This is a genomic window from Microbacterium album (assembly GCF_014643695.1).
In the GTDB taxonomy this organism is placed as follows: domain Bacteria; phylum Actinomycetota; class Actinomycetes; order Actinomycetales; family Microbacteriaceae; genus Microbacterium; species Microbacterium album.
This window is the reverse complement of record NZ_BMJY01000005.1, coordinates 1-23,972: the sequence shown is the minus strand read 5'-3', so window position 1 is coordinate 23,972 and position 23,972 is coordinate 1. Positions and strand designations below refer to the sequence as shown.

General features: G+C 72.6%; 18 protein-coding genes. 11 read left to right on the top strand and 7 right to left on the bottom strand.

Annotation, left to right across the window (positions count from 1 at the left end):
* The first annotated feature begins 104 nt into the window (after positions 1–104).
* The 8 genes from IEX37_RS07600 to IEX37_RS07565 all read left to right on the top strand — a co-directional run bounded on the left by IEX37_RS07600 (position 105) and on the right by IEX37_RS07565 (position 9,993).
* Positions 105–863 carry a MerR family transcriptional regulator gene (locus IEX37_RS07600; protein WP_188755665.1) on the top strand — a complete coding sequence of 253 codons (759 nt, stop codon included), beginning with the start codon at positions 105–107 and terminating at the stop codon, positions 861–863.
* Positions 864–939: 76 nt separating this feature from the next.
* Entirely contained in the window at positions 940–1,359 is a 420-nt protein-coding gene (locus IEX37_RS07595; protein WP_188755664.1) for a CrcB family protein, read from the top strand.
* Positions 1,356–1,733, top strand: coding sequence for a fluoride efflux transporter FluC (locus tag IEX37_RS07590; RefSeq protein ID WP_229663143.1), 378 nt, complete (start codon positions 1,356–1,358; stop codon positions 1,731–1,733). The genes IEX37_RS07595 and IEX37_RS07590 overlap by 4 nt, the downstream gene beginning before the upstream one ends.
* A gap of 149 nt (positions 1,734–1,882) precedes the next feature.
* Positions 1,883–5,179: an efflux RND transporter permease subunit gene (locus IEX37_RS07585; protein WP_188755663.1), complete on the top strand. Its 3,297-nt coding sequence runs from the start codon at positions 1,883–1,885 to the stop codon at positions 5,177–5,179.
* Between the two features lie 10 nt (positions 5,180–5,189).
* Positions 5,190–6,011 (top strand): glycosyltransferase family 2 protein, encoded by an 822-nt coding sequence (locus IEX37_RS07580; RefSeq protein ID WP_188755662.1) that lies wholly within the window; start codon positions 5,190–5,192, stop codon positions 6,009–6,011.
* A gap of 209 nt (positions 6,012–6,220) precedes the next feature.
* Positions 6,221–8,002, top strand: coding sequence for a DEAD/DEAH box helicase (locus tag IEX37_RS07575; protein ID WP_188755661.1), 1,782 nt, complete (start codon positions 6,221–6,223; stop codon positions 8,000–8,002).
* 42 nt (positions 8,003–8,044) lie between these two features.
* Positions 8,045–8,992, top strand: a complete 948-nt coding sequence (locus tag IEX37_RS07570; protein WP_229663142.1) for an aldose 1-epimerase family protein — start codon at positions 8,045–8,047, stop codon at positions 8,990–8,992.
* A 59-nt stretch (positions 8,993–9,051) separates the two neighbouring features.
* Positions 9,052–9,993, top strand: coding sequence for a M15 family metallopeptidase (locus tag IEX37_RS07565; RefSeq protein WP_188755660.1), 942 nt, complete (start codon positions 9,052–9,054; stop codon positions 9,991–9,993).
* 7 nt (positions 9,994–10,000) lie between these two features.
* On the opposite strand, the gene IEX37_RS07560 is transcribed toward IEX37_RS07565, so the two are convergent.
* From IEX37_RS07560 to IEX37_RS07540, 5 genes are all read right to left on the bottom strand, one after another.
* Complete coding sequence (locus tag IEX37_RS07560) at positions 10,001–11,077, bottom strand: Rv2578c family radical SAM protein (protein ID WP_188755659.1); 1,077 nt, start codon at positions 11,075–11,077, stop codon at positions 10,001–10,003.
* A gap of 54 nt (positions 11,078–11,131) precedes the next feature.
* Complete coding sequence (locus IEX37_RS07555) at positions 11,132–11,695, bottom strand: ECF transporter S component (protein WP_188755658.1); 564 nt, start codon at positions 11,693–11,695, stop codon at positions 11,132–11,134.
* Positions 11,696–11,771: 76 nt separating this feature from the next.
* Positions 11,772–12,173 carry a siderophore-interacting protein gene (locus IEX37_RS07550; protein ID WP_188755657.1) on the bottom strand — a complete coding sequence of 134 codons (402 nt, stop codon included), beginning with the start codon at positions 12,171–12,173 and terminating at the stop codon, positions 11,772–11,774.
* Between the two features lie 28 nt (positions 12,174–12,201).
* Complete coding sequence (locus IEX37_RS16100) at positions 12,202–14,778, bottom strand: energy-coupling factor transporter ATPase (RefSeq protein WP_188755656.1); 2,577 nt, start codon at positions 14,776–14,778, stop codon at positions 12,202–12,204.
* Positions 14,779–14,801: 23 nt separating this feature from the next.
* Positions 14,802–15,386 (bottom strand): ECF transporter S component, encoded by a 585-nt coding sequence (locus tag IEX37_RS07540; RefSeq protein ID WP_188755655.1) that lies wholly within the window; start codon positions 15,384–15,386, stop codon positions 14,802–14,804.
* A 207-nt stretch (positions 15,387–15,593) separates the two neighbouring features.
* Here IEX37_RS07540 and IEX37_RS07535 point away from each other — a divergent pair, with 207 nt between their 5' ends.
* Complete coding sequence (locus IEX37_RS07535) at positions 15,594–18,173, top strand: LamG-like jellyroll fold domain-containing protein (protein WP_229663141.1); 2,580 nt, start codon at positions 15,594–15,596, stop codon at positions 18,171–18,173.
* A 93-nt stretch (positions 18,174–18,266) separates the two neighbouring features.
* On the opposite strand, the gene IEX37_RS07530 is transcribed toward IEX37_RS07535, so the two are convergent.
* Together IEX37_RS07530 and IEX37_RS07525 are read right to left on the bottom strand one after the other, a co-directional pair.
* Positions 18,267–19,256 (bottom strand): pirin family protein, encoded by a 990-nt coding sequence (locus tag IEX37_RS07530; RefSeq protein WP_188755653.1) that lies wholly within the window; start codon positions 19,254–19,256, stop codon positions 18,267–18,269.
* The gene (locus IEX37_RS07525; RefSeq protein WP_188755652.1) at positions 19,253–19,600 is read right to left on the bottom strand and encodes a GNAT family N-acetyltransferase; all 348 of its coding nucleotides are present in this window, start codon (positions 19,598–19,600) and stop codon (positions 19,253–19,255) included. Before IEX37_RS07525 ends, IEX37_RS07530 begins: the two co-directional genes overlap by 4 nt.
* Positions 19,601–19,749: 149 nt before the next feature.
* Between IEX37_RS07525 and recQ the strand changes: the two genes are divergently transcribed.
* Both recQ and IEX37_RS07515 read left to right on the top strand, forming a co-directional pair.
* Positions 19,750–21,798, top strand: coding sequence for a DNA helicase RecQ (gene recQ, locus IEX37_RS07520; protein WP_188755651.1), 2,049 nt, complete (start codon positions 19,750–19,752; stop codon positions 21,796–21,798).
* A 343-nt stretch (positions 21,799–22,141) separates the two neighbouring features.
* On the top strand, positions 22,142–23,972 hold a 1,831-nt coding region (locus IEX37_RS07515; protein ID WP_188755650.1), incomplete at its 3' end, for a choice-of-anchor G family protein.

The following is a 23,972-nucleotide window of genomic DNA, read 5'->3' as shown; positions in this document are numbered from 1 at the left end:
GTGATTCGCTGCGGATCGGGCGCGATCGGCCCGCGGATCCGGGTTGCGGTTGACGCAGCGTCAATGCGTAGCGTCGATGGCACAGAGAAAAAGGAGGACGACGGATGGAGTGGTCGATCCAGCAGATCGCCAAGCTCGCCGGCACCACGAGCCGCACCCTCCGCTACTACGGCGACCGCGGGCTGCTGCCCGCGTCTCGCGTGGGAGCGGGCGGGTACCGCTACTACGACGAGCAGGCCCTCGTGCGGCTCCAGCGCATCCTGCTGCTGCGGGAGCTCGGCCTCGGGCTCGCCCAGATCGGCGAGATCCTGGAGCGCGAGACCGACGAGCGGCGCGCGCTGGAGACGCACCTGGAGTGGCTTCGCGCCGAGCAGCAGCGGATCGAGCGGCAGATCGCCGCGGTCGCCGGCACCATCCGTGGTCTCGAGGGAGAGGAGCGCCTCATGGCGGAGGACATGTTCGACGGATTCGACCACACGCGATATCGCGAAGAGGTCGAGCAGCGCTGGGGCGCGGACGCGTATGCGCGCGGAGACGCGTGGTGGCGCGGGATGAGCGAGCGCGAGAGGACCGCGTGGCAGGAGCGCGCGGCGAGGCTGGGGCGCGACTGGAGCGCGGCCGCGCAGGCCGGCATCGGGCCGGACTCGATCGAGGCCCAGGACCTCGCGCGGCGCCACGTGGAGTGGCTGTCCGGGATCCCGGGCACGCCCGCGGCCGCGAGTGGCGACGACGTCAAGGGCTACGTGCTCGGCCTGGCCGAGATGTACGTGGCCGACGAGCGATTCGCGCGGAACTACGGCGGTGTCCCCGGCGCGACGTTCGTCCGCGACGCCCTGCGCGTGTACGCCGACGCCCACCTGTGAGGTGCCTCGCCCCGAGCCGTCCCGCTCCCGCGGCGGTGGCTCGGGGCGCCCCGCGCGGCGCGCATAGGCTGTGCGGGTGAGGACGGTGCCGATCCCGTGGGGGCTGCTGCCGCTCGTCGTGGCGGGAGGGGCGGTGGGCGTCGCCGCCCGTCAGGCCCTGCTGCTGCCGTTCGCCGGAGGGCAGGGCTTCTCGTTCGGCGTGCTGGGCGCCACGATCGCGATCAACGCGATCGGCGCGGGCCTGCTCGGGTTCGTCGTGGGCCGCGCCCGCGACGACGATCCGCGGCGGCGCGCGTTCCTGGGCGCGGGCGTGCTCGGCGGCTTCACGACCTACAGCGGGTTCGCCGTGCTGCAGGGGCAGCTGCTGGGCGCCGGGCTCGTGCTGCCGGCGGTCCTGGCGGCGCTCGTCGCGCTGCTCGTGGCGGCAGCGGCGACCGTCCTCGGCCTGCGTGCGGGAGCGCGCTCGCGGCGCGCGCCCGGGGACAGTGCGGGATGACCTCGACCATGACGCCCCTGCTCTTCGCGCTGGTCGCGCTCGCCGGCGGAGCCGGCGCGGGCCTGCGGTGGATCGCGGACGCGGTGCTGTCGCGCGTGCTGCCGGGAGGGTTCCCGTGGGCGATCCTGCTCGTGAACGTCACGGGATCCCTGGCCCTGGGGGTCCTCACCGGCGCGTCCCTCGACCACGTCTGGCTGGCGGTGCTCGGCACGGGTCTGCTCGGCGGTTACACGACGTTCAGCACCGTGGCCGTGGACTCCGAGCTGCTCGCCCGGGAGGGGCGGCGCGGGGCGGCCGGGGCGAACGCGATCGGCACGCTCATCTGCTGCACGGCCGCTGCCATGGCGGGGATCGGCGTGGGCGTGGCCGCCTGACGACTCCCAGCAGAGCCATAGGGTCGGGGCCCGGGGCCCCGATCGTCCGCGTGACACAATGACTGCGGCGGATACAGCAACGTATCGACGGCTCACGCGCGTCGCGGCTGCCGCCGAAGCCCCGCACCGCCCGCGAACGAGGGACGTCCGTGTCGAGACTCGCCGAACTCAGCCTGAGGAACCGTGCGCTCATCGCGCTGGTCACGATCTGCTCCGCCATCTTCGGCGGGCTGGCGCTCACGAACCTCAAGCAGGAGCTGATCCCGGCCATCGAGCTGCCCCAGCTGCTGGTCATGACCACGTACCCGGGCGCCTCGCCCGAGGTCGTCGAGAACGACGTCTCCACGCCCATCGAGACCGCGATCCAGAGCGTCGACGGCCTGGAGCAGACCAGCGCGACCAGCACGACGAACGCCTCCGTGGTGCAGGCGGCCTTCACCTACGGCACGAACCTCGCCACGGCGGAGCAGAAGCTGCAGCAGGCCATCAACCGCATCTCCTCCCAGCTTCCCGAGGACGTCTCGCCGCAGGTGCTGTCGGTCAGCCTCGACGACCTGCCCGTCATCCAGATCGCGGTGTCCGGATTCGAGGACTCCGACACGGCCCAGACGGCGCTCGAGAACGTCGCCGTCCCGCAGCTGGAGGACGTCGAGGGTGTCGCGTCGGCCTCGATCGTCGGAGGCGTGGGGCAGCGGATCACCATCACGCCGGACGACGGGGAGCTGGCGATGCGGGGCCTGTCGTCTCAGGCGATCCGGGATGCGCTCGACCAGAACGGCGTGCTGTTCCCCGGCGGCGAGATCACGCAGGACGGACAGACCTTCACGGTGCAGACCGGGGTGAAGCTGACCTCCGCGGAAGACCTCGCGGCGCTGCCGCTGATCGGAGGATCGGAGCAGACGGATCCGGAGACCGGGATGCCGCTGCCGCCGGACGTCGCGACCATCGGGGACGTCGCCGACGTGGCGCTGACGTCGGATCCGGTGACGTCCATCTCGCGCGTGAACGGCGAGCAGGCGATCTCGATCGCGATCACGAAGCTGCCGGCGGCGAACACCGTCGAGGTCTCGCAGAGCGTCCTCGACGTCGTCGCGGACCTCGGGTCCGTCTTCCCGGGCGCGGAGTTCACGGTCGTGTTCGACCAGGCCCCGTTCATCGTCGATTCCATCGAGACGCTCGCGACCGAGGGCGTGCTCGGCCTGGTCTTCGCGGTGCTCGTGATCCTCGTCTTCCTGCTGTCGGTGAGGTCGACGCTCGTCACCGCGATCTCCATCCCCACGAGCGTGCTGGTCACGTTCATCGGCCTGCAGGCCTTCGGCTACACGATCAACATGCTCACGCTCGGCGCGCTGACGATCGCGATCGGGCGCGTGGTCGACGACTCGATCGTCGTCATCGAGAACATCAAGCGTCACTACGTGGAGGGCGCGGACCGGGGCGCCGCGATCCGCCTGGCCGTGCGCGAGGTGGCGATGGCCATCACGGCCTCCACGCTCACGTCCGTGGCGGTGTTCCTCCCGATCGTCTTCGTGGGCGACATGGTGGGCGAGCTGTTCCGCCCGTTCGCGATGACCATCACGATCGCGATGGCCGCATCCCTGCTCGTCGCGCTCACGATCGTGCCAGTGCTGGCGTACTGGTTCCTGAAGCCCGGCGCGCCGGCGTACGACGCCGCCGGCCAGCGCATCGATCCCGAATCGCCCCACGCGCCGCCGTCGCCGCTGCAGCGCGCGTACCTGCCGATCCTGCGGTGGACGCTCAAGCACTCCTGGGTCACGCTGCTGCTGGCCGTGCTCGTGCTCGGCGGGACGCTCGCGGCGGCTCCCCTGATGAAGGTCAACTTCCTCGGGGACTCCGGCCAGAACACGCTCACGATCACGCAGGAGCTCGAGCCCACCGCGAGCCTCGAGAGCCAGGACGAGGCCGCGCGCAAGGTCGAGGAGGCGCTGGAGGGCGTCGACGGGATCGAGACGGTGCAGGTCTCGATCGGATCGAGCGGCTCCCCGCTCCAGGACGCGTTTTCGGGCGGAGGCAGCGTCACCTACTCCGTCATGACCGCCGGCGGTGCGGACCAGGAGGCCCTGCGCGCCGACATCCAGGAGGCGATCGACGGGCTCGGGGACGTGGGCGAGGTCACCCTACGCGCCGCCGCGGGGCTGGGATCCAGCGACATCCAGATCACCGTGACGGCCCCCGGTCCCGACGCGCTGGAGGAGGCGACCCGTGCCCTCACCTCCTCGCTCGAGGGGCGCGACGGCATCGGCCGGGTGTCGGACGACCTCGCGGCCTCGCTGCCGTACATCGCGGTCGCGGTCGACCGCGCGGCCGCCGCCGAGCGGGGCCTGAGCGAGACCGCGGTGGGGGCCATGGTCTCGGGCGCCATGCGGCCCCAGCAGGTCGGTTCCGTCGAGATCGACGGCACCGGGGTCACGGTGTATCTCGAGGCTGAGAACCCTCCCGCAACGATCGACGAGCTGCGGCAGCTGCCGATCCCGACCGCCGCGGGCGTCGTGGCGCTGGACGAGATCGCGTCCGTCGAGCAGGCCGACAGCCCCACGTCGATCACGACGCAGCAGGGACGCCGCACCGCGACGATCACGGTTCCGCCTGCGGGCGACAACCTCGCCGAGGCGACCGTCGCGGTCGATGCGGCCCTCGCCGACGTGGATCTCCCCGACGGCGTCGCCGCGACGGTGGGAGGCGTGGCGGAGGACCAGGCCGACTCCTTCGAGCAGCTCGGCCTGGCCATGCTGGCGGCCATCCTGATCGTGTACGTGATCATGGTCGCCACGTTCAAGTCGCTGCGGCAGCCGCTGCTGCTGCTGGTCTCCGTGCCGTTCGCGGCCACGGGCGCCGTGCTGCTGCAGATCGTCACGGGGGTGCCGCTGGGCGTGGCCTCTCTGATCGGCGTGCTGATGCTGATCGGCATCGTGGTGACGAACGCGATCGTCCTGGTGGACCTGGTCAACCAGTACCGCGAGAAGGGGCTCTCGGCGCACGACGCGACCGTCGCGGGGTCCGCGAAGCGCTTGCGGCCGATCCTGATGACGGCGCTCGCGACGATCTTCGCCCTGACGCCCATGGCGCTCGGGATCACGGGCCACGGCGGCTTCATCTCGCAGCCGCTCGCCATCGTGGTCATCGGCGGCCTGCTGTCGTCGACCGTGCTCACGCTCATCGTGCTCCCGACGCTCTACAACCTCGTCGAGGGCGCGCGGGAGCGGCGCGCGAGCCGGCGAGCCGGCGGGGGAGGCGCGCACCCGGCCGATGGGGCCGTGCCGCCCCTGACGCGCCCGGCGGGCCCGGCCGACGCGGCCGTGCCGCCCCTGACGCGCGCGGCGGGTCCCGCCGACGCGGCCGTCCCACCCCTGACCGGCTCGCTCCCGCCCGCGCCGCGCGTCCAGCGGCCGCGGCGCGACGGTGGCGAACGACCGGGCATGCCCTAAGGTCAGAGCTATGGTCGCCGGACCCACGGTCTCGATTGTCATCCCGGCTTTCAACGAGGAGAGCACGATCCGGGCGTGCGTGCTCGCCGCGATCGAGCAGACCGAGCCGGCGGACGAGATCATCGTGGTCGACAACCGCTCGACCGACGCGACCGCCGCGATCGTGCGCGCGATGCAGCGCGAGCATCCGCAGGCGCCGCTCCTGCTGCTGTCTCAGGACGCCGAGCAGGGGCTCATCCCGACGCGCAACCTCGGCCTGGACGCCGCGTCGGGCGAGGTTCTGGGGCGCATCGACGCGGACACGGTGCTCGAGCCGGACTGGGTCGAGCAGGTGCGGCGGATCTTCACGGACCCGTCCGTCGACGCCGCGACCGGTCCGATGATCTACTACGACATGCCCCTGCGCCGCTGGGGCCACCGGGCCGACGACGCGCTGCGGAAGGCCGTGCATCGTCTCGCGCGCGACTTCCACTACATCTTCGGCAGCAACATGGCCCTGCGCGCGAGCGCATGGAGGGAGATCCGCCCGCACGTCTGCCGCGATCTCGCGGACGAGATGCACGAGGACATCGACCTCTCGATCCACCTGCACGCGCGCGGTCACACGGCCGTGTACCGCTCGACGATGGTGGCGGGGATGTCCGCCCGCCGCCTCGACGACAACCCGCGCGACTACTACAGCTACGTGATGCGCTGGGAGCGGACGTATGCCGCCCACGGCATCGACGACGCCAAGCTGCGCGCGCCGATGTGGGTCTTCTCCGCGATCTACCCCCTGCTCAAGGGCGTGCGCTGGTCGGCCAAGCGCCGCCACCAGCGCGTGTTGCGCTGATCCGCGGTCGACCCTCCTGCCCGTTGACTAGCGCTTGTGCCGTTTACTAGCGCGGGGAGCGCTAGTAAGCCGCACCGGCGCTAGTCAACGCGGGCGTTCTCCCAGGCGGGCGCGGTAGCCTGAGGGGTCGGCTTGGGATGTGCCGCGCATGGAGCGCGGGTGATGCGTGTGTCCTGTTGGCCGCTATCACCCGGAGAGGTTCCTTTCGCATGCCCAAGAACAAGAAGCCGGCCGGCGGCCGGCCCGCCCAGAATTTCGATCCCCGCTACGCCAAGAAGAAGACCGGGGGTCCCTTCCGCGGCAACGACGGTCCGCGTGGGCCGCGCCGCGAAGACCGTCCCGCGCGCTTCACCCGTGATGAGCGCGCGGACCGCCCGCGCTTCGAGCGCGATGACCGTCCGCGTCGTTCGACCGACGAGCGTGCCGAGCGCCCCCGCTACTCCCGCGACGACCGTCCGGCGAGGGAGGAGCGGCCCCGCTACGGCCGCGATGAGCGTCCCGCCCGCGCGGAGCGGCCGCGCTTCGAGCGCGACGACCGCCCGCGTCGCGACGCCGGCGACCGGCCCGGTTTCGATCGGCCCCGTGTCGATCGACCTCGTTTCGATCGGGCCCGCTTCGATCGGCCCAGTGTGGATGGGCGGCGTGTCGATGGGCACCGCGTCGAGCGCCCCCGCGGCGAGCGCACGTGGCAGGAGCGGCGGGAGGAGCGCCCCGTGGCGCAGCGATCCCGTGCACAGGAGCAGCACATCGACGTCGTGCACGAGCGGCTCGAGGCACAGGCCGTGCAGGCCGAGGCGGTCGCGGAGACGACCTTCGCCGACCTCGGCTTCGGCGACAACATCGTGCGGGCCCTCGCGGCGCTCGGCGCCGAGCGGCCGTTCCCCATCCAGGCGTCGACCGCTCCGTCGATCATCGCGGGACGCGACGTCCTGGCACGCGGCCGCACCGGCTCGGGCAAGACCATCGCGTTCGGTGCCCCGCTCGTCGAGCGCGTGCTGCGGTCGAAGGCGGGGACGAAGCGCGAGTTCGGCCGCGCGCCGGTCGCGCTCATCATGGCGCCGACGCGTGAGCTGGCGCTCCAGATCGACCGCACGATCCAGCCGATCGCGCGCAGCGTGGGGCTCTTCACGACCCAGATCTACGGCGGCGTGCCCCAGGCCCGCCAGGTGGGCGCGCTGAAGAAGGGCGTCGACATCGTGATCGGCACCCCCGGCCGCATCGGCGACCTGCAGCGTCAGGGCAAGCTCGACCTCTCGCGCATCGCGATCTCGGTGCTCGACGAGGCCGACCACATGTGCGAGCTCGGGTTCCTCGAGCCGGTCCAGGAGATCCTGCGGCTCACCGCCGAGGGCGGTCAGAAGCTGCTGTTCTCGGCGACGCTCGACCGCGAGGTGGCCGCGCTCGTCGACGAGTTCCTCGTCGACCCGCAGGTCTACGAGGTCGCGGGCGAGACGCAGGAGACCGGCACGATCGATCACCGCGTGCTCGTGATCGATCACCGCAGCAAGGCCGAGATCCTGGATGCGCTCGTCGACCGCGACGGCAAGACGCTCGTCTTCACGCGCACCCGGGCGTACGCGGAGATGCTCGCCGAGCAGTTCGACGACGCCGGCATCGACGCGATCGCCCTGCACGGCGACCTCAACCAGGCCAAGCGCACGCGCAACATCGAGCGGTTCTCGAAGGGCCGCGCCCGCGTGCTCGTCGCGACGGACGTGGCCGCGCGCGGCATCCACGTCGACGACATCGACCTGGTCATCCAGGCCGACGCCCCGGACGAGTACAAGACGTACCTGCACCGATCCGGCCGCACCGGCCGCGCGGGACGGGAGGGCCGCGTCGTCACGCTCATCCCGCGCCAGCGACGCCGTCGCATGGCCGAGATGCTGGGCCGCGCCGAGATCGATGCCCCGTTCGACGAGGTGCGCCCCGGCGACGACCTCCTCGACGAGCTCGCCGGCGGCCCGACGCTCAGCGAGCTGACGGCCTGAGGCGCCCGGTCCGGGGCGTTCGCGTGCCCTAGGCTCGTCCACGTGAACGCTCCCAGGCGCATCGATCCCACCGGCACCCAGGTCCACCTCCGGCGCGAGGGCGGCTCGGGCGAGGTGACCGCCCAGCTCGCCCAGGTGGGCGCGGCGCTGCGCGCGCTGACGGTCGGCGGAGTCGACGTCGTCGCCCGCTACCCGCAGGGGACGACGCCTCCCTTCGCGTCGGGGATCGTGCTCGTGCCCTGGCCCAATCGGGTCCGGGACGGGCGGTGGACGCACGTTCCGCCCGGGGGGCAGGGCGATCCTGCCGATCAGCAGCTGGACCTCACGGAGCCGTCGCGCGGGAACGCGATCCACGGGCTGCTGCGCAACACCGGCTACGACATCGACGCGTCCGGAGACCGGGCCACACTGTCGGCGACCGTGTACCCGCAGCACGGCTACCCCTTCGCCCTCGACACGAGCGTCGCCTACGCGCTCACGGACGACGGGATCGAGGTGACCCACGAGCTGGTCAACGTCGGGGAGCGGGACGCGCCCGTGGCCATCGGCGCGCACCCGTTCCTCTGCATCGGCGGCGTGGACACGGCCGACCTCGTGCTGACCGTCCCGGCAGAGACGTGGTTCGAGGTCGACGACCGGATGCTGCCGATCGCGGAGCACCCGGTCCGCGGCGCCGTGGACCTGCGCGGGGGCGTCCGCGTGGCCGACGCCGACCTCGACATGGGCTTCGGGTCGCTCCGGCGGGATGCCGACGGCCTGGCGCGCACGACGCTGGCCGCTCCGGACGGTCGAGTCGTCACGCTCTGGCAGGACGCGGACTTCGAGTACGTGCAGGCGTTCCGCACCGACGCCTACCCGGGCCACCCGCTCGCCGTCGCGGTCGAGCCGATGACCGCACCGGCCGATGCGTTCAACAGCGGTCGGGGCGTGCGCTGGCTCGCTCCGGGCGAACGCTGGCAGGCCCGCTGGGGCATCTCCCTCTCCGCGTGACGCGCCCGCCCGCGCCGGCACCCAGGGATCTCGGACGGAGCGTGGACAGACTGGACGACATGGGTGAGCGCCGACGAGCCGCCGCGCGACGCCGGGCGATGCGACTGCGCCGGACGCGCCGGATGGCCCTCGCCGCCGGCGCCCTGGCCGCCGTGGTCGTGGCGCACCTGTTCGTCGCGCAGCAGATCGCCTCGCGCGACGCCGACGCGCCGTCCGCGCAGAACCGATCCGTCGCGCATCTCGCGCTGCCCGTGCCCCTCATCGAGCAGGTGGAGGCGGCACCCTCGCCGTGCGAATCGCACTCCGTGACCGAGGCGATCGCCGACACCGACCCGACCGCGCTGATCGCGGCGTTCGGCGGCGCCGAGCGGCTGCGGGAGGTCGTCGCGGAGGGGGCGGCGCCATGCGTGCCCCTCGACGACCCGGCCTGGCCGTGGGCGGTCGTCAACAAGCAGCGCCCGCTGGAGCCCGTCGACTACGCGCCCGAGGAGATCGTGGCGCCGCCGTCGCGCGTGGCGGGCGACGGTCTCCGGCCCGAGGCGATCGAGCCCTTCGAGCGGCTGGTCGCGGCGGCCGAGGCCGAGGGAGCGGGGCGGATCGCGAGCTTCAGCGCGTATCGGTCGTATGAGACGCAGGAGTCCACCTACCGGGCGCAGGTGGGGGCGCGCGGGGAGCACGCGGCGGACGAGATCTCGGCCCATCCCGGGTTCAGCGAACATCAGCTGGGCCTCGCGGTCGACGTCGTCGCGTGCGATGCCGGCGGGTGCGGCACGATCTACGAGGTCGGCGAGACGGCGCAGGGTCGCTGGCTCGCGGACAACGCCTGGCGTTTCGGATGGATCGTGCGCTACGAGCCGGGGGAGACCGAGACGACGGGCTACGCGCCCGAGCCCTGGCACCTGCGGTACATCGGCGAGGACCTGGCGGCCGTGTACCGGGACGGCGGCTTCCGCTCCCTCGAGGAGTTCTTCGGCCTGCCCGCCGCGCCCGACTACGGGTGAGGGTCGCTCAGAACAGCCGCGCCGGCTCGTTCCCGGCGGCCCGCTCGGCCGTCCGGCCCCGTGACGTGGTGACGACCCGGGCCGACGTCGCCGGCGTCGCGCGCGGACGCCGCCAGGCATCGCCGTCCGCGTGGCCGTCGAGGCCGTGCGCCCGGATCAGGGGGCGGATGCGCTGCGCGAGCATCGTGCGGTACGCCGCCGGCGCGTTGACGGACGCGCCGGGGTACAGGCCGCGGTAGGCCGGCAGCAGGTCGGGCCGCTCGCGAGACAGCCAGCGCATGAACCACGGCTTGACGCCGGGCCGCAGGTGCAGCGCCCCGTGCACGGCGCGGGCGGCTCCGGCGGCCCGCACGCGCGCGAGCGCCGCGTCGAGCGCCTCGGGCGAATCGGTCAGGTGGGGGAGGACCGGCATCAGGAACACCGACACGGCGAAACCGGCGTCCGCCGCGGCGCGCACGGTGTCGAGGCGCGCCTGCGCCGTCGGGGTGCCCGGTTCGATCGCCTGCTGCAGCTCGTCGTCGTACACGGCGATCGAGAACGCGAGGGAGATGTCGACGTCCCGCCGCAGTCGCGTCAGCAAGGGAAGATCCCGGCGCAGCAGCGACCCCTTCGTGAGGACCGAGAACGGCGTCCCGGACTCGGCCAGCGCGGTCGCGATGCCGGGCATCAGCCGATAGCGGCCCTCCGCCCGCTGGTACGGATCCGTGTTGGTGCCGAGCGCGACGTGCTCGCGTCGCCACGAGGGCCGCGCGAGCTCGCGTCGCAGCACCTCGTCGACGTTGACCTTGACGACGATCTGCGAGTCGAAGTCGCGCCCCGCATCGAGCTCGAGGTACTCGTGCGTACCCCGGGCGAAGCAGTAGACGCAGGCGTGCGTGCAGCCCCGGTAGGGATTGATCGTCCAGTCGAACGGCATGCTGCTCGAGCGGGGGACGTGGTTGAGCGCCGTCTTCGCGGCCACCTCGTGGAAGGTGATCCCGGCGAACTCGGGCGTGGTGACGGAGCGGACGAGTCCGTCCAGCTGCTCCAGGCCCGGGAGTGCGTTCGGGTCGGTCTCGCCGAGCTGCTGCCCTCGCCATCGCATGCCCTCAATCGAACAGACATTCGAATCGGATGTCAAGCGATGCGAACGGGCGTTCTATCCTCCCGGCGTGCGGCGACCCCGCGGCCTCACCGTGGCGGCCACGCCCGCGCGCCGGAGGCGGTCGGCGATCACGATGCCGAGGGCGGTCGCCGCGACGCAGCTCGCGGTGGTGAGCGCGAAGAAGCCGACGCGGGCGACGAGGGTCATCGTCTCCAGTCCGAACGAGGCGCCGGCCGCGAGCGGGTAGACGATGCCGACGGCGATCGCTCCGGCGTAGTGCTGCCACGTCCGCCAGAACCGCCACAGCACGACGAGGAACGCCAGCTCCGGGAACAGCGACCACCACAGGTTCGTGAGCACGCTGGCGAATCCGTAACCGGAGAACGGGACGATCACCAGGCCCGAGATCAGGCCGGTCAGCAGCCCCGCGAGCGGCCGCTGCAAGAGGCGCAGGGCGACCACGGCGGGCAGGATCCACAGACCCGCAATCGCGACCGAGGCGAACGGGGCGGCGGCGAACAGCACGGTCGAGACCCAGTTCGCGGGGGCGAGCAGGAGCCCGCCCGCCACGCCGATCGCGGCGCAGGTCAGCAGGTACGCCGTGGACACGCGCCTCATGCCGTGCCCCCCGCCGCCGCGCGTGCCGATTTCGGTGCGGGGGACGCCGATCCCGCGCGCCAGTACCCGACGAAGCTCACGGCGTTCTTGTCCCAGCCGTGCTCGCCCACGAGGAGGCGGCGCGCCCCCGCAGGACGAAGTCGACGTCGAGCTCGGGCCCGCCCTCCGGGCTGTCCGGACGGTAGTGCCGCACGGTGTAGCTGCGCATCACCGGTCGGACGCCGTCCGGGATGCGCAGATACTTGAGGTACCCGAGGAGCCGGTTGGCCTTCGCGGGGATGCGCTCCAGGCCCTCCTCCCCGCTGAGGGGGAGGAAGATGCGGAACCACTGGTCGTAGCCCATCGGGCGGAAACCGTCGATCTCGCCGCCGCCGAGCGTGACCCTCATCCAGTGCGGCGAGAGCCGTTCCGTGCGCCGCACCGTCAGGCGCAGCAGCTCTTGACGATCGGGCTTGATCAGCCGGCTCGACGCGGCCATGGCGGTGTCCTTTCGGGGAATCAGGGGATCAGGGGAGACGCGCGAAGACGAGAACCGTGACCGCCCAGAAGAGCAGCACGAACACGAGGTCGCGGGCGCGCAGCGGCACGAGGTGCCGCTCCGTGCGCGTGGGATGGGCGCCGAACGCGCGCGCGTCCATCGCGAGCGCGACCCGCTCCGCGTGCCGGATGGCGCTCGCCAGGAGCGGCACGATGTACCCCCAGCCGCGGGACAGGCGGGCGAGGGGGCCCGATCCCGAGCGGTGGCCGCGCACCCGGTGCGCGGAGCGGATGACGTCGAGCTCGTGCCCGAAGCGCGGCACGAAACGGAACGCGGCCAGCGCCGCGTAGCCGATCCGGTACGGCACGCGCAGATGCTGGACGGCCGCGCGCACGAGCTCCGGTCCGTTCGTGGCCGCGCCGCTGAGGACCGCGAGCAGGACGATCGCGGCGAGCCGGAGCGCCGTCGCCATCCCGATCGCGAAAGCCCCGACGTGCAGTGTCCAACCGCCCACGTGCAGCAGCGCCGCGGTGTCGGCGACCTGTGCGGGGTCGACCCACAGCGAGAAGCCGGTGCCCACGGCGGCGATGCCGAGCGGAACGCCGACGAGCAGCCCGAGCGCGAGCCGCCGGGGCAGGCGGGCTCCGATCACGAGGATCGCCGCGGCGATCAGGAGCATCGTCAGCGGCGTGGCCAGATCCCGCGTGAACACCAGCAGCAGCATCGCGGGGGCGACGGCCGCGATCGAGGCGAGCGGGTTCAGGTGGTGCAGGAAGCGCCACGCGGGTGCCGTCGGCCGTTCCGCATAGGGGTCGGGCCTGGTCTCGGGGATGGCTGTCCCGGCCTCCCGCCCTGCCGCCGCGGGGGCGCCGGGCCCGGACGGACCGGGTCCCGCGGGCGCTCCCGCGCCGCCGAGCGCCCGCGCCGGAACCGGCGCACGCAGCGCGCGGTGCACGGGCGGCAGCAGCAGGCCCGCGCGCTCCAGCACGCGCCCGTCGGCGAAGATCTCGGCCGTCGCGCCGGTCGCCGCGATCCGGCCGTCGGCGACCACCACGACGTGCGTCGCGTAGTCGGCGACGAGCTGGAGATCGTGCGTCACGATCACCACGGTGGTGCCGACGGCGTGCAGCTGCCGCAGGAGCCCGAGCAGCTCCGCGGCGCGAGCGCGATCCTGCCCGAACGTCGGCTCGTCGAGGGCCAGGACGTCGGGCTCGGCGATCAGGGCGGTGCCCACGGACAAGCGGCGCTTCTGGCCGCCGGAGAGCAGGAACGGGTGGGCATCGGCGCGGTCGGCGAGCCCGAAGCGGTCCATCATGTCCGTCACGCGCGCCCTCACCTCGGGCTCGGGGACGCCCCGCAGGCGCAGCCCGTGCGCGAGCTCGTCGAACACGGTGTGCGCGACGAACTGGTGCTCGGGGTTCTGGAAGACGAACCCGATGCGCGCCGCGAGGTCGCGGGCCGCCGCGCCGCCCGGGTCCGTCCCCGCCACCAGGACCTTTCCGCGCGGGGGCGGAGCGACGCCGGCGATCGCCTGCACGAGAGTGGTCTTCCCGGCGCCGTTCGGCCCGACGACGGCCGTGAAGGACCCGGCGGGGATGTCGAGATCCACGCCGCGCAGGACGGGCGCGCCCTGCCGCGTCACGGTCAGCCCGCGCACCCGCACGAGCGGCGGCGCGCCGGAGGGAGGCGCGGCCGGCGCCTCCGCGGGACTCAGCAGCAGGGAGGTCGCCCGGTCGGCGTCCGGATCCGCCGCGAGCGCATCCCGCAACTGCGCCGGCGTGAGGGGCAGGGGATCGAGGCGGTGTCCTTCGCCGCGCAGCCGGAGGGCAGCGATCGTCGCCGCGGGCAGCCACACGCCCATCGCGGCGAGCGTCTCCGCGTGGGTGCGCAGCAGCTCCGCGGCCGGGCCGTCGAACACGACCCCTCCGACGGCGTCGAGCACCACCGCCCGCGTCGCGAGGCTCACGGCGGCGTCGAGATTGTGCTCGACGAGCACGATCGCGCGATCGCCCTGCGCGACCACGTCGGCGAGCGCTTCGTACACGTCCTCGATCCCGACGGGGTCCAGGTTGGCGGTGGGCTCGTCCAGCACGAGCAGCGGCGATCCCATCGCGAGCGCGCACGCGATCGCCAGCCGCTGACGGCCGCCGCCCGACAGCCGATCCGGGTTCCACGAGCGGCGGTCCCACAGCCCCATGCGGCGCAGCGCCGCCTCGGTGCGGGAGAGCACCTCGTCGACCGGCAGCCTCAGGTTCTCGAGTGCGAAGGCGACCTCGTCGAGCACGGTGCCGGTCACGAGCTGCGCGTCCGGATCCTGGAAGACCATGGCCACGCGCGTGCTGAGCTCGGGCACCGTGCTGTCCGCCGTGTCGATCCCGTCCACCGAGATCGTGCCGTCGAGCTTGGCGGGGAGGGCGTGGGGGATCAGCCCGTCGAGCGCGAGTGCGAGGGTGGACTTGCCGGAGCCGCTCGGGCCGAGCAGGAGCACGACCTCGCCCGGATGCACCTCGAGCGAGACGTCGCGCGGCGTCGGCCGGACGGCGTCGGGGTGCGTGAGCGAGACGGCGTCCAGGCGAAGCAGGGCGGGCGCGTCGACCGGGGGCACGCGCCTAACCTAGTACGAGCGACTTAGGATCGCCTCACCTTCCCGCCCGGATTCGGGCGGTGGGAGGGAAGCGGCTCGCCGACCCCGGCGCGGCGAAGGGCGGCTGCGATCGCCATTCCGGCGATGCTCCACGACACCGGTCCGGCGACCGCGAGCACGAGGTAGACGGCCTGCGCCCACGGCGCCATCCGCTCCAGGTCCGCCGCGAACGCGACCACGACCGCGACCAGGGCTCCGATGGCCACGGCGGTGAGGACGAGCCGCACCACCGACCACGAGCGGTAGCGCCCGAGGGCCGCCGAAGCCTCCTGGATGCCGCCGAACAGCAGCGCCGTACCGAGGAACTGCCACACGTAGACGGGGGCGAACGCGCTCGAGACGAGCGCGGCCAGCACGTGCGTGACGAGCGCGACGCCCGGGCGCCGCAGGATGCACTGCGCGACGACTCCCGGGAGCACGTGGGAGCCGAGGACGAAGCCGTACGCGATCGGCACCGCCGCCAGCACGGCCAGTGTCATCCAGCCCGCCGCCGCTCCGAGGAGGCCCGTGGCGACGCCGATGGCGGCGCACACCAGCAGGGTGCGGGTGTCGAGCCGCGTGCGCGCCATGCGCCGAGCCTAGGGCATCTCGCGACGCGCGGCGCGGGCGGCCGGTCGTTCCCCGGGTGATCCTACCGAGCGCCGTTCGGCCACCCGACATCCGCCGGACGGCTACGCGTTACCTCGGCGACATCAGCGGGAGGGAGCGTGCGAGTGCACCCGAGCGCCGACGCAGGACTCGCTGTGCCGGCCTCTCCCACCCCGAGATGGAGCAAAGTGGAAACCAAGTCCCACACCTGGCGACGCATTCTGCGTCGCAGCGTCGCCGCCACGGCGACGGCCGGCCTCACGGCCGGGCTGCTCGCCGCAGGCGCGGTCTCCGCGTCCGCCGAACCGACGCCGTCGGCCGCCGACAGCGACCTCGCGTCGCGGTTCACCCTCGCCGTTCTGCCCGACACCCAGTTCTACGCGCGCTATTCCCCGGACCAGTTCGTCCCCCGCTACGGCACCGACCCGTTCGCCGTGCAGACCGCATGGCTGGCGGAGAACGCCGAGGCCCTGCACATCCCGTTCGTCGCGCACCTCGGCGACATCGTCGACCGCGCGGGCACGCGCCACGAGTGGGAGGCGGCCGACCGGGCGATGAAGACGCTCGACGACGCGCCGCTGCCGTACTCGATCCTCCCCGGCAACCACGACGTGACCAACAGCGGCGTGCTGGACACGCAGCTCAACCCGGCGAACGAGCCGTTCAACCAGTGGTTCGGTCCCACGCGCGCCGCCAAGCAGTCGACCTACCGCGGCAGCGACCCGACCGGCCTCAGCCAATACCACATCTTCGAGGCCGAGGGACAGCAGTTCATGTCGCTGGCCATCGCGTGGAACTCCTCGGACGCGACGCTGGCCTGGGCGCAGAGCGTGATCGACGCGCACCCGACGGTGCCCGTGATCCTGTCGACGCACGCCCTGCTCGGCATCGGCGCGGACCAGGTGTCGCCGGTCGAGTCGCGCGAGAGCGAGCGGATGTGGGACAAGCTCATCCGCGGCAACGACCAGATCTTCCTGACTCTCAACGGGCACTTCCACGGGGCCACCCGCCAGGTCAAGAAGAACGACTTCGGGCACGACGTGCACCAGGTCCTGATCGACTACCAGATGGCCTACGAGGGCGGGAACGGATACCTCGGCCTGTTCGAGTTCGACCTCACGAACAACACGCTCTCGCTCGAGACGGGTTCGCCCTGGGTCGTCTTCAAACCGCGGGAGACCCTCACCAGCTACGACCAGCCGCTGCTCGACGGCCAGCACCAGCGGTTCACCCTGGACCTGGACTTCCGTGAGCGTTTCTCGGGATTCGCCCCGGAGTTCACCGCCGGTTCGCCGGACGAGCCGTCGCTGACGCAGCTCGCGCGCGACATCCTGCTGGACGGATTCACCGGTCCCGACCCCATCACGACCGAGGCGCCGGGCAACGTGCTCGACTACCCCGCGGTGGAGGGCACGCTCGCCCACTGGCGCTTCAACGGCCTGGAGGACGTGGTCGGCCCCGACACCGTCGTGCCCGACGTCGTCGGCGGCAACGACCTCACGCGCGTGGCCCCCGCCGACACCAACGCGGTCGGCGCCGTCTGGGAGGACGTCACGATCGAGAAGGCCGGCGTGCACGGGTTCTCCTCGGACGCCGCGGCGGTGTGCTTCGACAACTCGTCCGGCTCGCGCTTCAGCTACCTGACCACCGCGGCCGACGCGGCGATCAACGACGCGGATCTCACGCGCGGCTACACGATCGAGACGTTCGTGAAGATGGACGCCGATTGGAACGCGGCCGACAACGGATGGTCGAAGGCGCTGGTCCGCACGGGCAACCGCTCCAAGATCGGCGCTCCGTGGTCGCAGTGGGACTACACCGCGTCCCCGACCGCGCTCGGCATCTCGAACCTGCGCGAGTTCCAGTTCACGAGCATCCCCGCGCAGGCCTCGCGCGGCGACCGCGTGAACTGGTCGGGCGAGATCATGGTCGACTCGTGGTCGCACGTCGCGATCGTGAACGACGCGGATGCCGGCACCACGACCATGTACGTCGACGGGGCGCCGGTGCTGCGCAACGCGATCAACACCGCCGGCATGGCCGCGGACCCCGGCATGCCCTGGATCCTCGGTGCCGACTGGGTCGATGACGCCGCGCGCAACGGCTGGCACGGCTGCATCGGCGAGACGCGCATCATCGACCGCCCGACCACGCCGGACGAGTGGCTGACGCAGCGCGCCGACCTGAGCGGCTTCACGGTCGACGAGGCGCCCGAGGGCACGCTCGCCGCGGATGTGAGCTCCGTCCGCTTCGCCGGCACCGGCTTCCCGGGTGCCGAGGTGCGCCTCGCGCCCGCGGCGTCGGAGACCCGCGTGGCCGCCGACCTCGGCGGTGCTGAGACCGTCGTGCGGGCCGACGGCACGTGGGAGCTCGAGGTGACCGAGGGCCTGCGCGCCGGCTCGCACGAGCTCGAGCTCGTGCAGGCGCTCGGCACGCGGTCGTCCGCCCCCGTGCGGATCGACTTCGCGATCGCCGAGCCTGCGGCGGATCTCGATGTCGCCGTCTCGAGCCAGACGCGGGTGATCGCGGGAACGCAGTACGTGACGGTCGTGTCGACGAACAACTCGCCGGTGCCCGTCGAGCTGACCGTCGTGACGGACTTCGGCACCAAGAGGTTCGCCGCCGTCCGCCCCGGTGCGTCGGCGAGCGTCGCCTTCAACTCGCGCGCGGCGACGGTCGCCGCCGGCACGGCATCGGTCACGGCGACCGGCGTCGTGGACGGCGAGACCGTGACGGTCGTCAAGACGGCCGCCTACCCGGCGTCCTGATCGTCCCTTCCTGACCGTCCCGGGGGTCGTGCCGTCTGGCGCGGCCCCCGGGACGGCGTACGGCGCTACGACGGCGTCGTCGAGAGGCCCGCGTCAGACGCGCCGGCGGCGCGGCGTGAGCCTCACGTGGGGGAGGGGCGGGGCGGGCACGCGCTCATCGCCGTGCGTCACGACATGGCCGAAGCGATCGCTGCCGGCCTCCCACTCCTCCCGGGCGACGACGATCTCGTCGTGATCGCGTCCGACGAAGTTCCACCACATCACGATCTCCTCCTCGAACGGCTCGCCGCCGAGCAGGAAGAACATCGCGCCCTCCGCGGTGGAGACCTCGACGCCGTCGCGGTGCACGCCCAGGTACAGCAGATCCAGGATGTCCAGCGGCGTGGGCTCGCCGTCGCGGCCCGCGTGCACGACGAGATCCCCCTCGACCGCGGCGATGGCGTACTCCCACTCCCGCGTGAACGGCAGGCGCACGCGCGAGCCCGGCGCGAGCACCACCTCCGCGCCGACGATGGGCGTGTGCATCGTCGCGGGCGAGGTCATGCCCGCGAACTCTCCCACCACGACGGTCGCGGTCGCGTCCGCCCCCGCTGCGGCGGGGAGATGGATCGTCGGGAGGTCCGCGTGCCGCTCGAAGTCGGGCTCCCCGTGCCGCCGGCTCTCGGGCAGGACGACCCACAGCTGGAGCGCGTCGAGCGGGGCCGGGTCGTCACCCACCGAGTACTCGGAGTGGGAGATCCCCCGGCCCGAGGTCATGATGTTGAGCACGCCGCGGCTGATCGTCACGTCGCGGTCGATGCTGTCGCGGTGCCGCACCTCCCCGACGAGCGGCCACGTCACCGTCTGCAGCCCGATGTGCGGGTGCGGTTCGACGCGCATGACCGTCTCCTGCGGTCCGAAGCGGTCGAAGAAGCACCAGGCGCCGACCGTGGGGAGGTCGCGCTGCGGCAGCGATCGGTTGACGGCCATGGCGCGGACGCCGCCGAGCGGCACCTCGCGCGGCGGCAGCAGCAGCTCCCGCGGGCCGTCGCACCGCTCGGTCGCGGCGTCCCAGTTCGTGGTGTCGGCGTCGTACCGCGTCATGCCGGCGGTTCGCCCTGGGTGGCCGAGTCGAGCGGCGTGCCGTCGGGCCACTCCACGATCGCGCCCGCGACCTCGTTCTCGCGCAGGTAGGACGCGATGAACGGGCACAGCGGCACGATCGTGTCGCCGCGGCGTGCGACGTCGGCGAGGGCCTCGGACGCGAGCGTCTCCCCGAGGCCCTGCCCCCGGAACGCGGGATCGATCTCGGTGCTCGTGAACCGGACGCGGCCCGAGCCCTGCTCGAAGGCCGCGAAGCCCGCGAGCGTGTCGGTCCTGGTCTCGTCCGACATCCGCAGCTCGTAACGGGCCGCCTCGTCGTTGCGGGTGACCTTCAGATCTGCCATGCGCGGCTCCTTCCGTCGGTGACTTCACGCTACGGCGGTCAGGCCCGGCGCGCCAGCGCCCGGACATCGTTCCCATGGTCGTGCGGGCCTGTCCACATCCGGTCGGGGGCGGCCGCCCCCGTGTCGCGGGCCCCGCCTAGACTCGGTGCGTGCACTCCCGTCCCGCCGACCCCCCGCCGAGCCGGGGGTCGTGGGCGCCGGCCGGAGCCGACGACCAGGGCGGCCCCGGCGACTGGACGCCGTACGACGACGCGTACGGCCCCCCGCCCGAGGACGAGCCTCCCTTCGACCCCTATGAGCCCCCCTTCGACCCCTATGGGGACGTCGCTCCCCCCGGCGAGCGGGCGTTGGCGAGCGCGGCTCCGGCGGCCGGGGTGAGGTCGTCGCGCTACGCGACGCCGCGCGAGGCGCTGAAGACCGTCTACGGCTACGACTCCTTCCGAGGCGACCAGGAGCAGATCGTCGACCACGTCGTCGGCGGCGGCGATGCGGTCGTGCTCATGCCGACCGGCGGCGGCAAGAGCGTGTGCTATCAGGTGCCGGCCCTCGTGAGGGAGGGCACGGGGCTCGTCGTCTCACCGCTCATCGCGCTCATGCACGATCAGGTGGAAGCGCTCGTCGCCAACGGCGTGCGCGCGGCGTTCCTGAACTCCACCCAGTCCCCCGACGAGCGGGCGGGCGTCGAGCGCGCGTACGTCGCCGGCGAGCTCGACCTGCTCTACGTCGCCCCGGAGCGTCTCAGCGGGGAGGCGACGCTGCGGCTGCTCGAGCGCGGCACGCTCAGCGTCATCGCGATCGACGAGGCCCACTGCGTGTCGCAGTGGGGCCACGACTTCCGTCCCGACTACCTGGCCCTCGGGGGCCTCGCCGAGCGATTCCCGGGCGTGCCGCGCCTCGCGCTCACCGCGACGGCCACGCCGGCGACCCACCGCGAGATCACGGAGCGGTTGCGCCTGCCGGCGGCCCGCCATTTCGTTGCGAGCTTCGACCGCCCGAACATCCGCTACCGCATCGACGCGAAGACGGAGCCGCGCGCGCAGCTGCTCTCCTTCATCCGATCCCAGCCGGAGGGATCGGCCGGGATCGTCTATGCCCTCAGCCGGAACTCGGTGGAGCAGACCGCGAGCTACCTCGCCGGGCAGGGGATCGACGCGATCCCGTATCACGCGGGTCTGGACGCGGCGACGCGGTCGCGCCATCAGTCCCGGTTCCTGCGCGAGGACGGCGTCGTGGTCGTTGCCACGATCGCGTTCGGCATGGGCATCGACAAGCCGGACGTCCGCTTCGTCGCACACATCGACCTGCCCAAGTCGGTCGAGGGCTACTACCAGGAGACGGGACGCGCCGGGCGCGACGGTCTTCCCGCGCAGGCCTGGATGGCGTACGGCCTGGCCGATGTCGTCCAGCAGCGGCGGCTCATCCAGCAGGGCGCCGGCGACCGTGCGATCCAGCAGCGCCAGGGCCAGCACCTCGACGCGATGCTCGCGCTGTGCGAGACGGTCGGATGCCGGCGGCAGAACCTGCTGGCGTACTTCGGCCAGCACTCCGAGCCGTGCGGCAACTGCGACACGTGCCTGACGCCGCCCGAGACCTGGGACGGGCTCATCGCGGCGCAGAAGCTCCTCTCGACGATCGTGCGTCTGAAGCGCGAGCGCAACCAGGCGTTCGGGGCGGGCCACCTGATCGACATCCTGCGCGGGGCGTCGACCGAGCGGATCCGCAGGATGGGCCACGACTCCCTCGCGACGTACGGCATCGGCGCCGACCTGTCGGAGCGGGACTGGCGCAGCGTGGTGCGGCAGCTCCTCGCGCGGGGGCTGCTGGTGGCGCAGGGCGAGTACGGCACGCTCGCGCTGAGCGACTCCAGTGCCGGCGTGCTCCGGGGTGAGACCCCCGTGCCGCTGCGTCGCGACACCATGGGACGCGGCTCGCGCGCGAGCGCGCCCCGCAAGCAGGCCGCGGCCGAGACACTCGCGCCCGAGCATCGGCCGCTGTTCGAGGCGCTGCGGGCCTGGCGGGCGGAGCAGGCGCGCGAGCAGGGGGTGCCCGCCTACATCGTCTTCGGCGATGCGACCCTGCGCGCCCTCGCGGAGCGGCGACCGGCGTCCCTCGCCGACCTCGACGGGATCACCGGCATCGGGGCGAAGAAGCGCGAGGCCTACGGCGACGCCGTGCTGGCGGTCATCGCCGAGGCTTGACCCGCGACGTCCCCAGGCTTCGGGGGACGCGAGCGCCGCCCGATGACGCACGGGGACGTGCGTGTGCGGCGTCGTGTTGTTTCGCCTGTCGGCTGCGCTGTTGGTCGTTCTCCGAGCGCAAGCCGATCCGGGCGGAATCTCAACATTGAGAGATATCTGCATTTTAGCTGGACGGTAGCTCAGTAGTCCGAGATACTGGCGCGGACGCCGGGGTGCACCCCCGCACCCCGAATGTCGTTTGTTGTCCGCTAACCGATGGGGAGAAATGCACACCACAACGAGAACCGCGCAAGCGGTACCCCCGGGACGCAGAGGTGCGTCGCGGGTCTTCTCTCGCACAGGGGTGACGGCCATCGCCGCCGCCACCACCGCGAGCCTGGTCGCCGGAGGTGCGGCCTACGCCGCGCCCGGCGACTACTCCGAGGCCCAGGCCCAGCTCATCGCCTCCGACCTGCTGCAGGCGGAGCTCCTCGACGCGGTCGGAGCCCAGAGCGGCTTCCCGAGCGACGCCGGTCCCAACTCGAACGCGCTCGACCTGGGTGCACTGAGCGCCCTCGACGTCGAGCTGGGCGCGCTCACGCTCCCGCTCGTCAGCTCGCCCGGCGGCCCCGGCCTGCTGGACCTGGGCGAGGTCGGCGCGCTGAACGCGTTCGCCGCCTCTCCCTCCGCCACGAGCTCCACCGCGAGCGCGGGTGCCGTCGGTGCTGACGGCGCGATAGCGCTCGACCCCGCGAACCCCGGCGCGCTCGGGCCGGCGACGGTCAACCTGACGGACCTGCTCGCGCAGGTCGGGGTCGACGCCGTCACGGACAACATCATCGACAACCTCGCGCTGGAGCTCGGCGCGCTCGCGTCGACCGCGACGTCGACCGCCGGCGTGCCGTCGTCCGAGTACGTGATCGCCGGCGCGGATCTGCGACTCTCGAGCCCGCTCGTGGCGGGCCTGTCCGCTGCGCTTTCGACTCAGCTCAACGGTGTAGCCGGCGCGATCGAGACGACGCTCTCCGGGGGCGGCCTGATCGACCAGATCGTCGACCTCGTCGACCTGGATCTCGGGATAGCGAGCTTGAGCATCGCGGGCGGCACCGTCAATGTCACGGGCGTCGAAGCGGGTATCGCCTCGCTCGTCGACGACGTCCTCGGCGGTCCCGTCACCAGCGGGAACGGGCTGGTCACGGTCGACTTCTCGACGGGCGAGGTGATCGTCCACCTGGAGAACCTCGTCGCGGGCGGCAGCCTCAACGGTCTCGACCCCAACACGCTCCTGCTCGACAGCGGCACGGCCTCGCAGATCACGGGCGCCCTGACCGAGGTGCTCGGCACCGTGGTGGGCCAGCTCGTCACGGGCACGACGGGCCTTCTGAACGACATCACGCTCACGATCGTCCTCCCGGTCGAGGTCAGCTTGGGCATCCCGATCGCGAGCGGCAGCGTCACGATCAGCACCAGCGTGGGCGGACTGCTCGCCGGGACCGCTCCGACGATCGACCCCAGCCTTTCGCTGCTGGGAGGCATCTTCTCGATCGACCGGCTCGCAGGTCTGGTGACCGGTGCGCTCACGACCCCCGTGGGGACGGTCCTGGGCGCGCTCTCGACGCCGTTGACCAACACCCTCGGCACGCTGACGGGCACGCTGAACGGCGTCATCGATCCGCTCCTGGCGTCGCTGAGCCCGGTCTTCGGCGCGCTGAACCAGGTGGTCGAGATCACGATCAACGAGCAGCCCACCCCCGGGTACCTGGGGGCCGAGTCGTTCACCGTGAACGCGCTCAGCCTGGAGCTGCTGCCCGGCCTCGACGCCCTCGACCTGGACCTCGCGTCCTCGACGGTGCGGTCCGCGGCGGCCGAGCCCGTCCTGACCATCGCGGCCGGTGACCCGGTGTACGCGGGTGCCTCCGCTCCGCTGAGCGGCGCGGGCTGGCCCGGCAACGCCACGGTCGAGGTCACGCTCGAGGACGCCGCGGGCGACGTGGTCGCCACGACGACGATCACTACGGACGCGGAGGGCAACGTCCCCGCGACCGCCTCGATCGCGGTGCCTTCGGGCACCCCGGCCGGTACCGACTACGTCCTGACCGGGACGTCGGCGGGTGCGCTGTCTGCGACGGACGACGTGACGGTGTACGCGCCGACGGTGTCGGCTGCGGAGCCGGTGAACCCGGGTGACGACATCG

Bases quoted from the DNA above. Each gene is read 5' to 3' on its own strand.
- IEX37_RS07525 (WP_188755652.1), bottom strand. From the start codon at position 19,600: ATGGCAGATCTGAAGGTCACCCGCAACGACGAGGCGGCCCGTTACGAG.
- IEX37_RS07540 (WP_188755655.1), bottom strand. From the start codon at position 15,386: ATGGCGCGCACGCGGCTCGACACCCGCACCCTGCTGGTGTGCGCCGCC.
- IEX37_RS07530 (WP_188755653.1), bottom strand. From the start codon at position 19,256: ATGACGCGGTACGACGCCGACACCACGAACTGGGACGCCGCGACCGAG.
- IEX37_RS07560 (WP_188755659.1), bottom strand. From the start codon at position 11,077: ATGCGATGGCGAGGGCAGCAGCTCGGCGAGACCGACCCGAACGCACTC.
- IEX37_RS07600 (WP_188755665.1), top strand. From the start codon at position 105: ATGGAGTGGTCGATCCAGCAGATCGCCAAGCTCGCCGGCACCACGAGC.
- IEX37_RS07575 (WP_188755661.1), top strand. From the start codon at position 6,221: ATGCCCAAGAACAAGAAGCCGGCCGGCGGCCGGCCCGCCCAGAATTTC.
- IEX37_RS07580 (WP_188755662.1), top strand. From the start codon at position 5,190: ATGGTCGCCGGACCCACGGTCTCGATTGTCATCCCGGCTTTCAACGAG.
- IEX37_RS07550 (WP_188755657.1), bottom strand. From the start codon at position 12,173: ATGGCCGCGTCGAGCCGGCTGATCAAGCCCGATCGTCAAGAGCTGCTG.
- IEX37_RS07555 (WP_188755658.1), bottom strand. From the start codon at position 11,695: ATGAGGCGCGTGTCCACGGCGTACCTGCTGACCTGCGCCGCGATCGGC.
- IEX37_RS07590 (WP_229663143.1), top strand. From the start codon at position 1,356: ATGACCTCGACCATGACGCCCCTGCTCTTCGCGCTGGTCGCGCTCGCC.
- IEX37_RS07565 (WP_188755660.1), top strand. From the start codon at position 9,052: ATGGGTGAGCGCCGACGAGCCGCCGCGCGACGCCGGGCGATGCGACTG.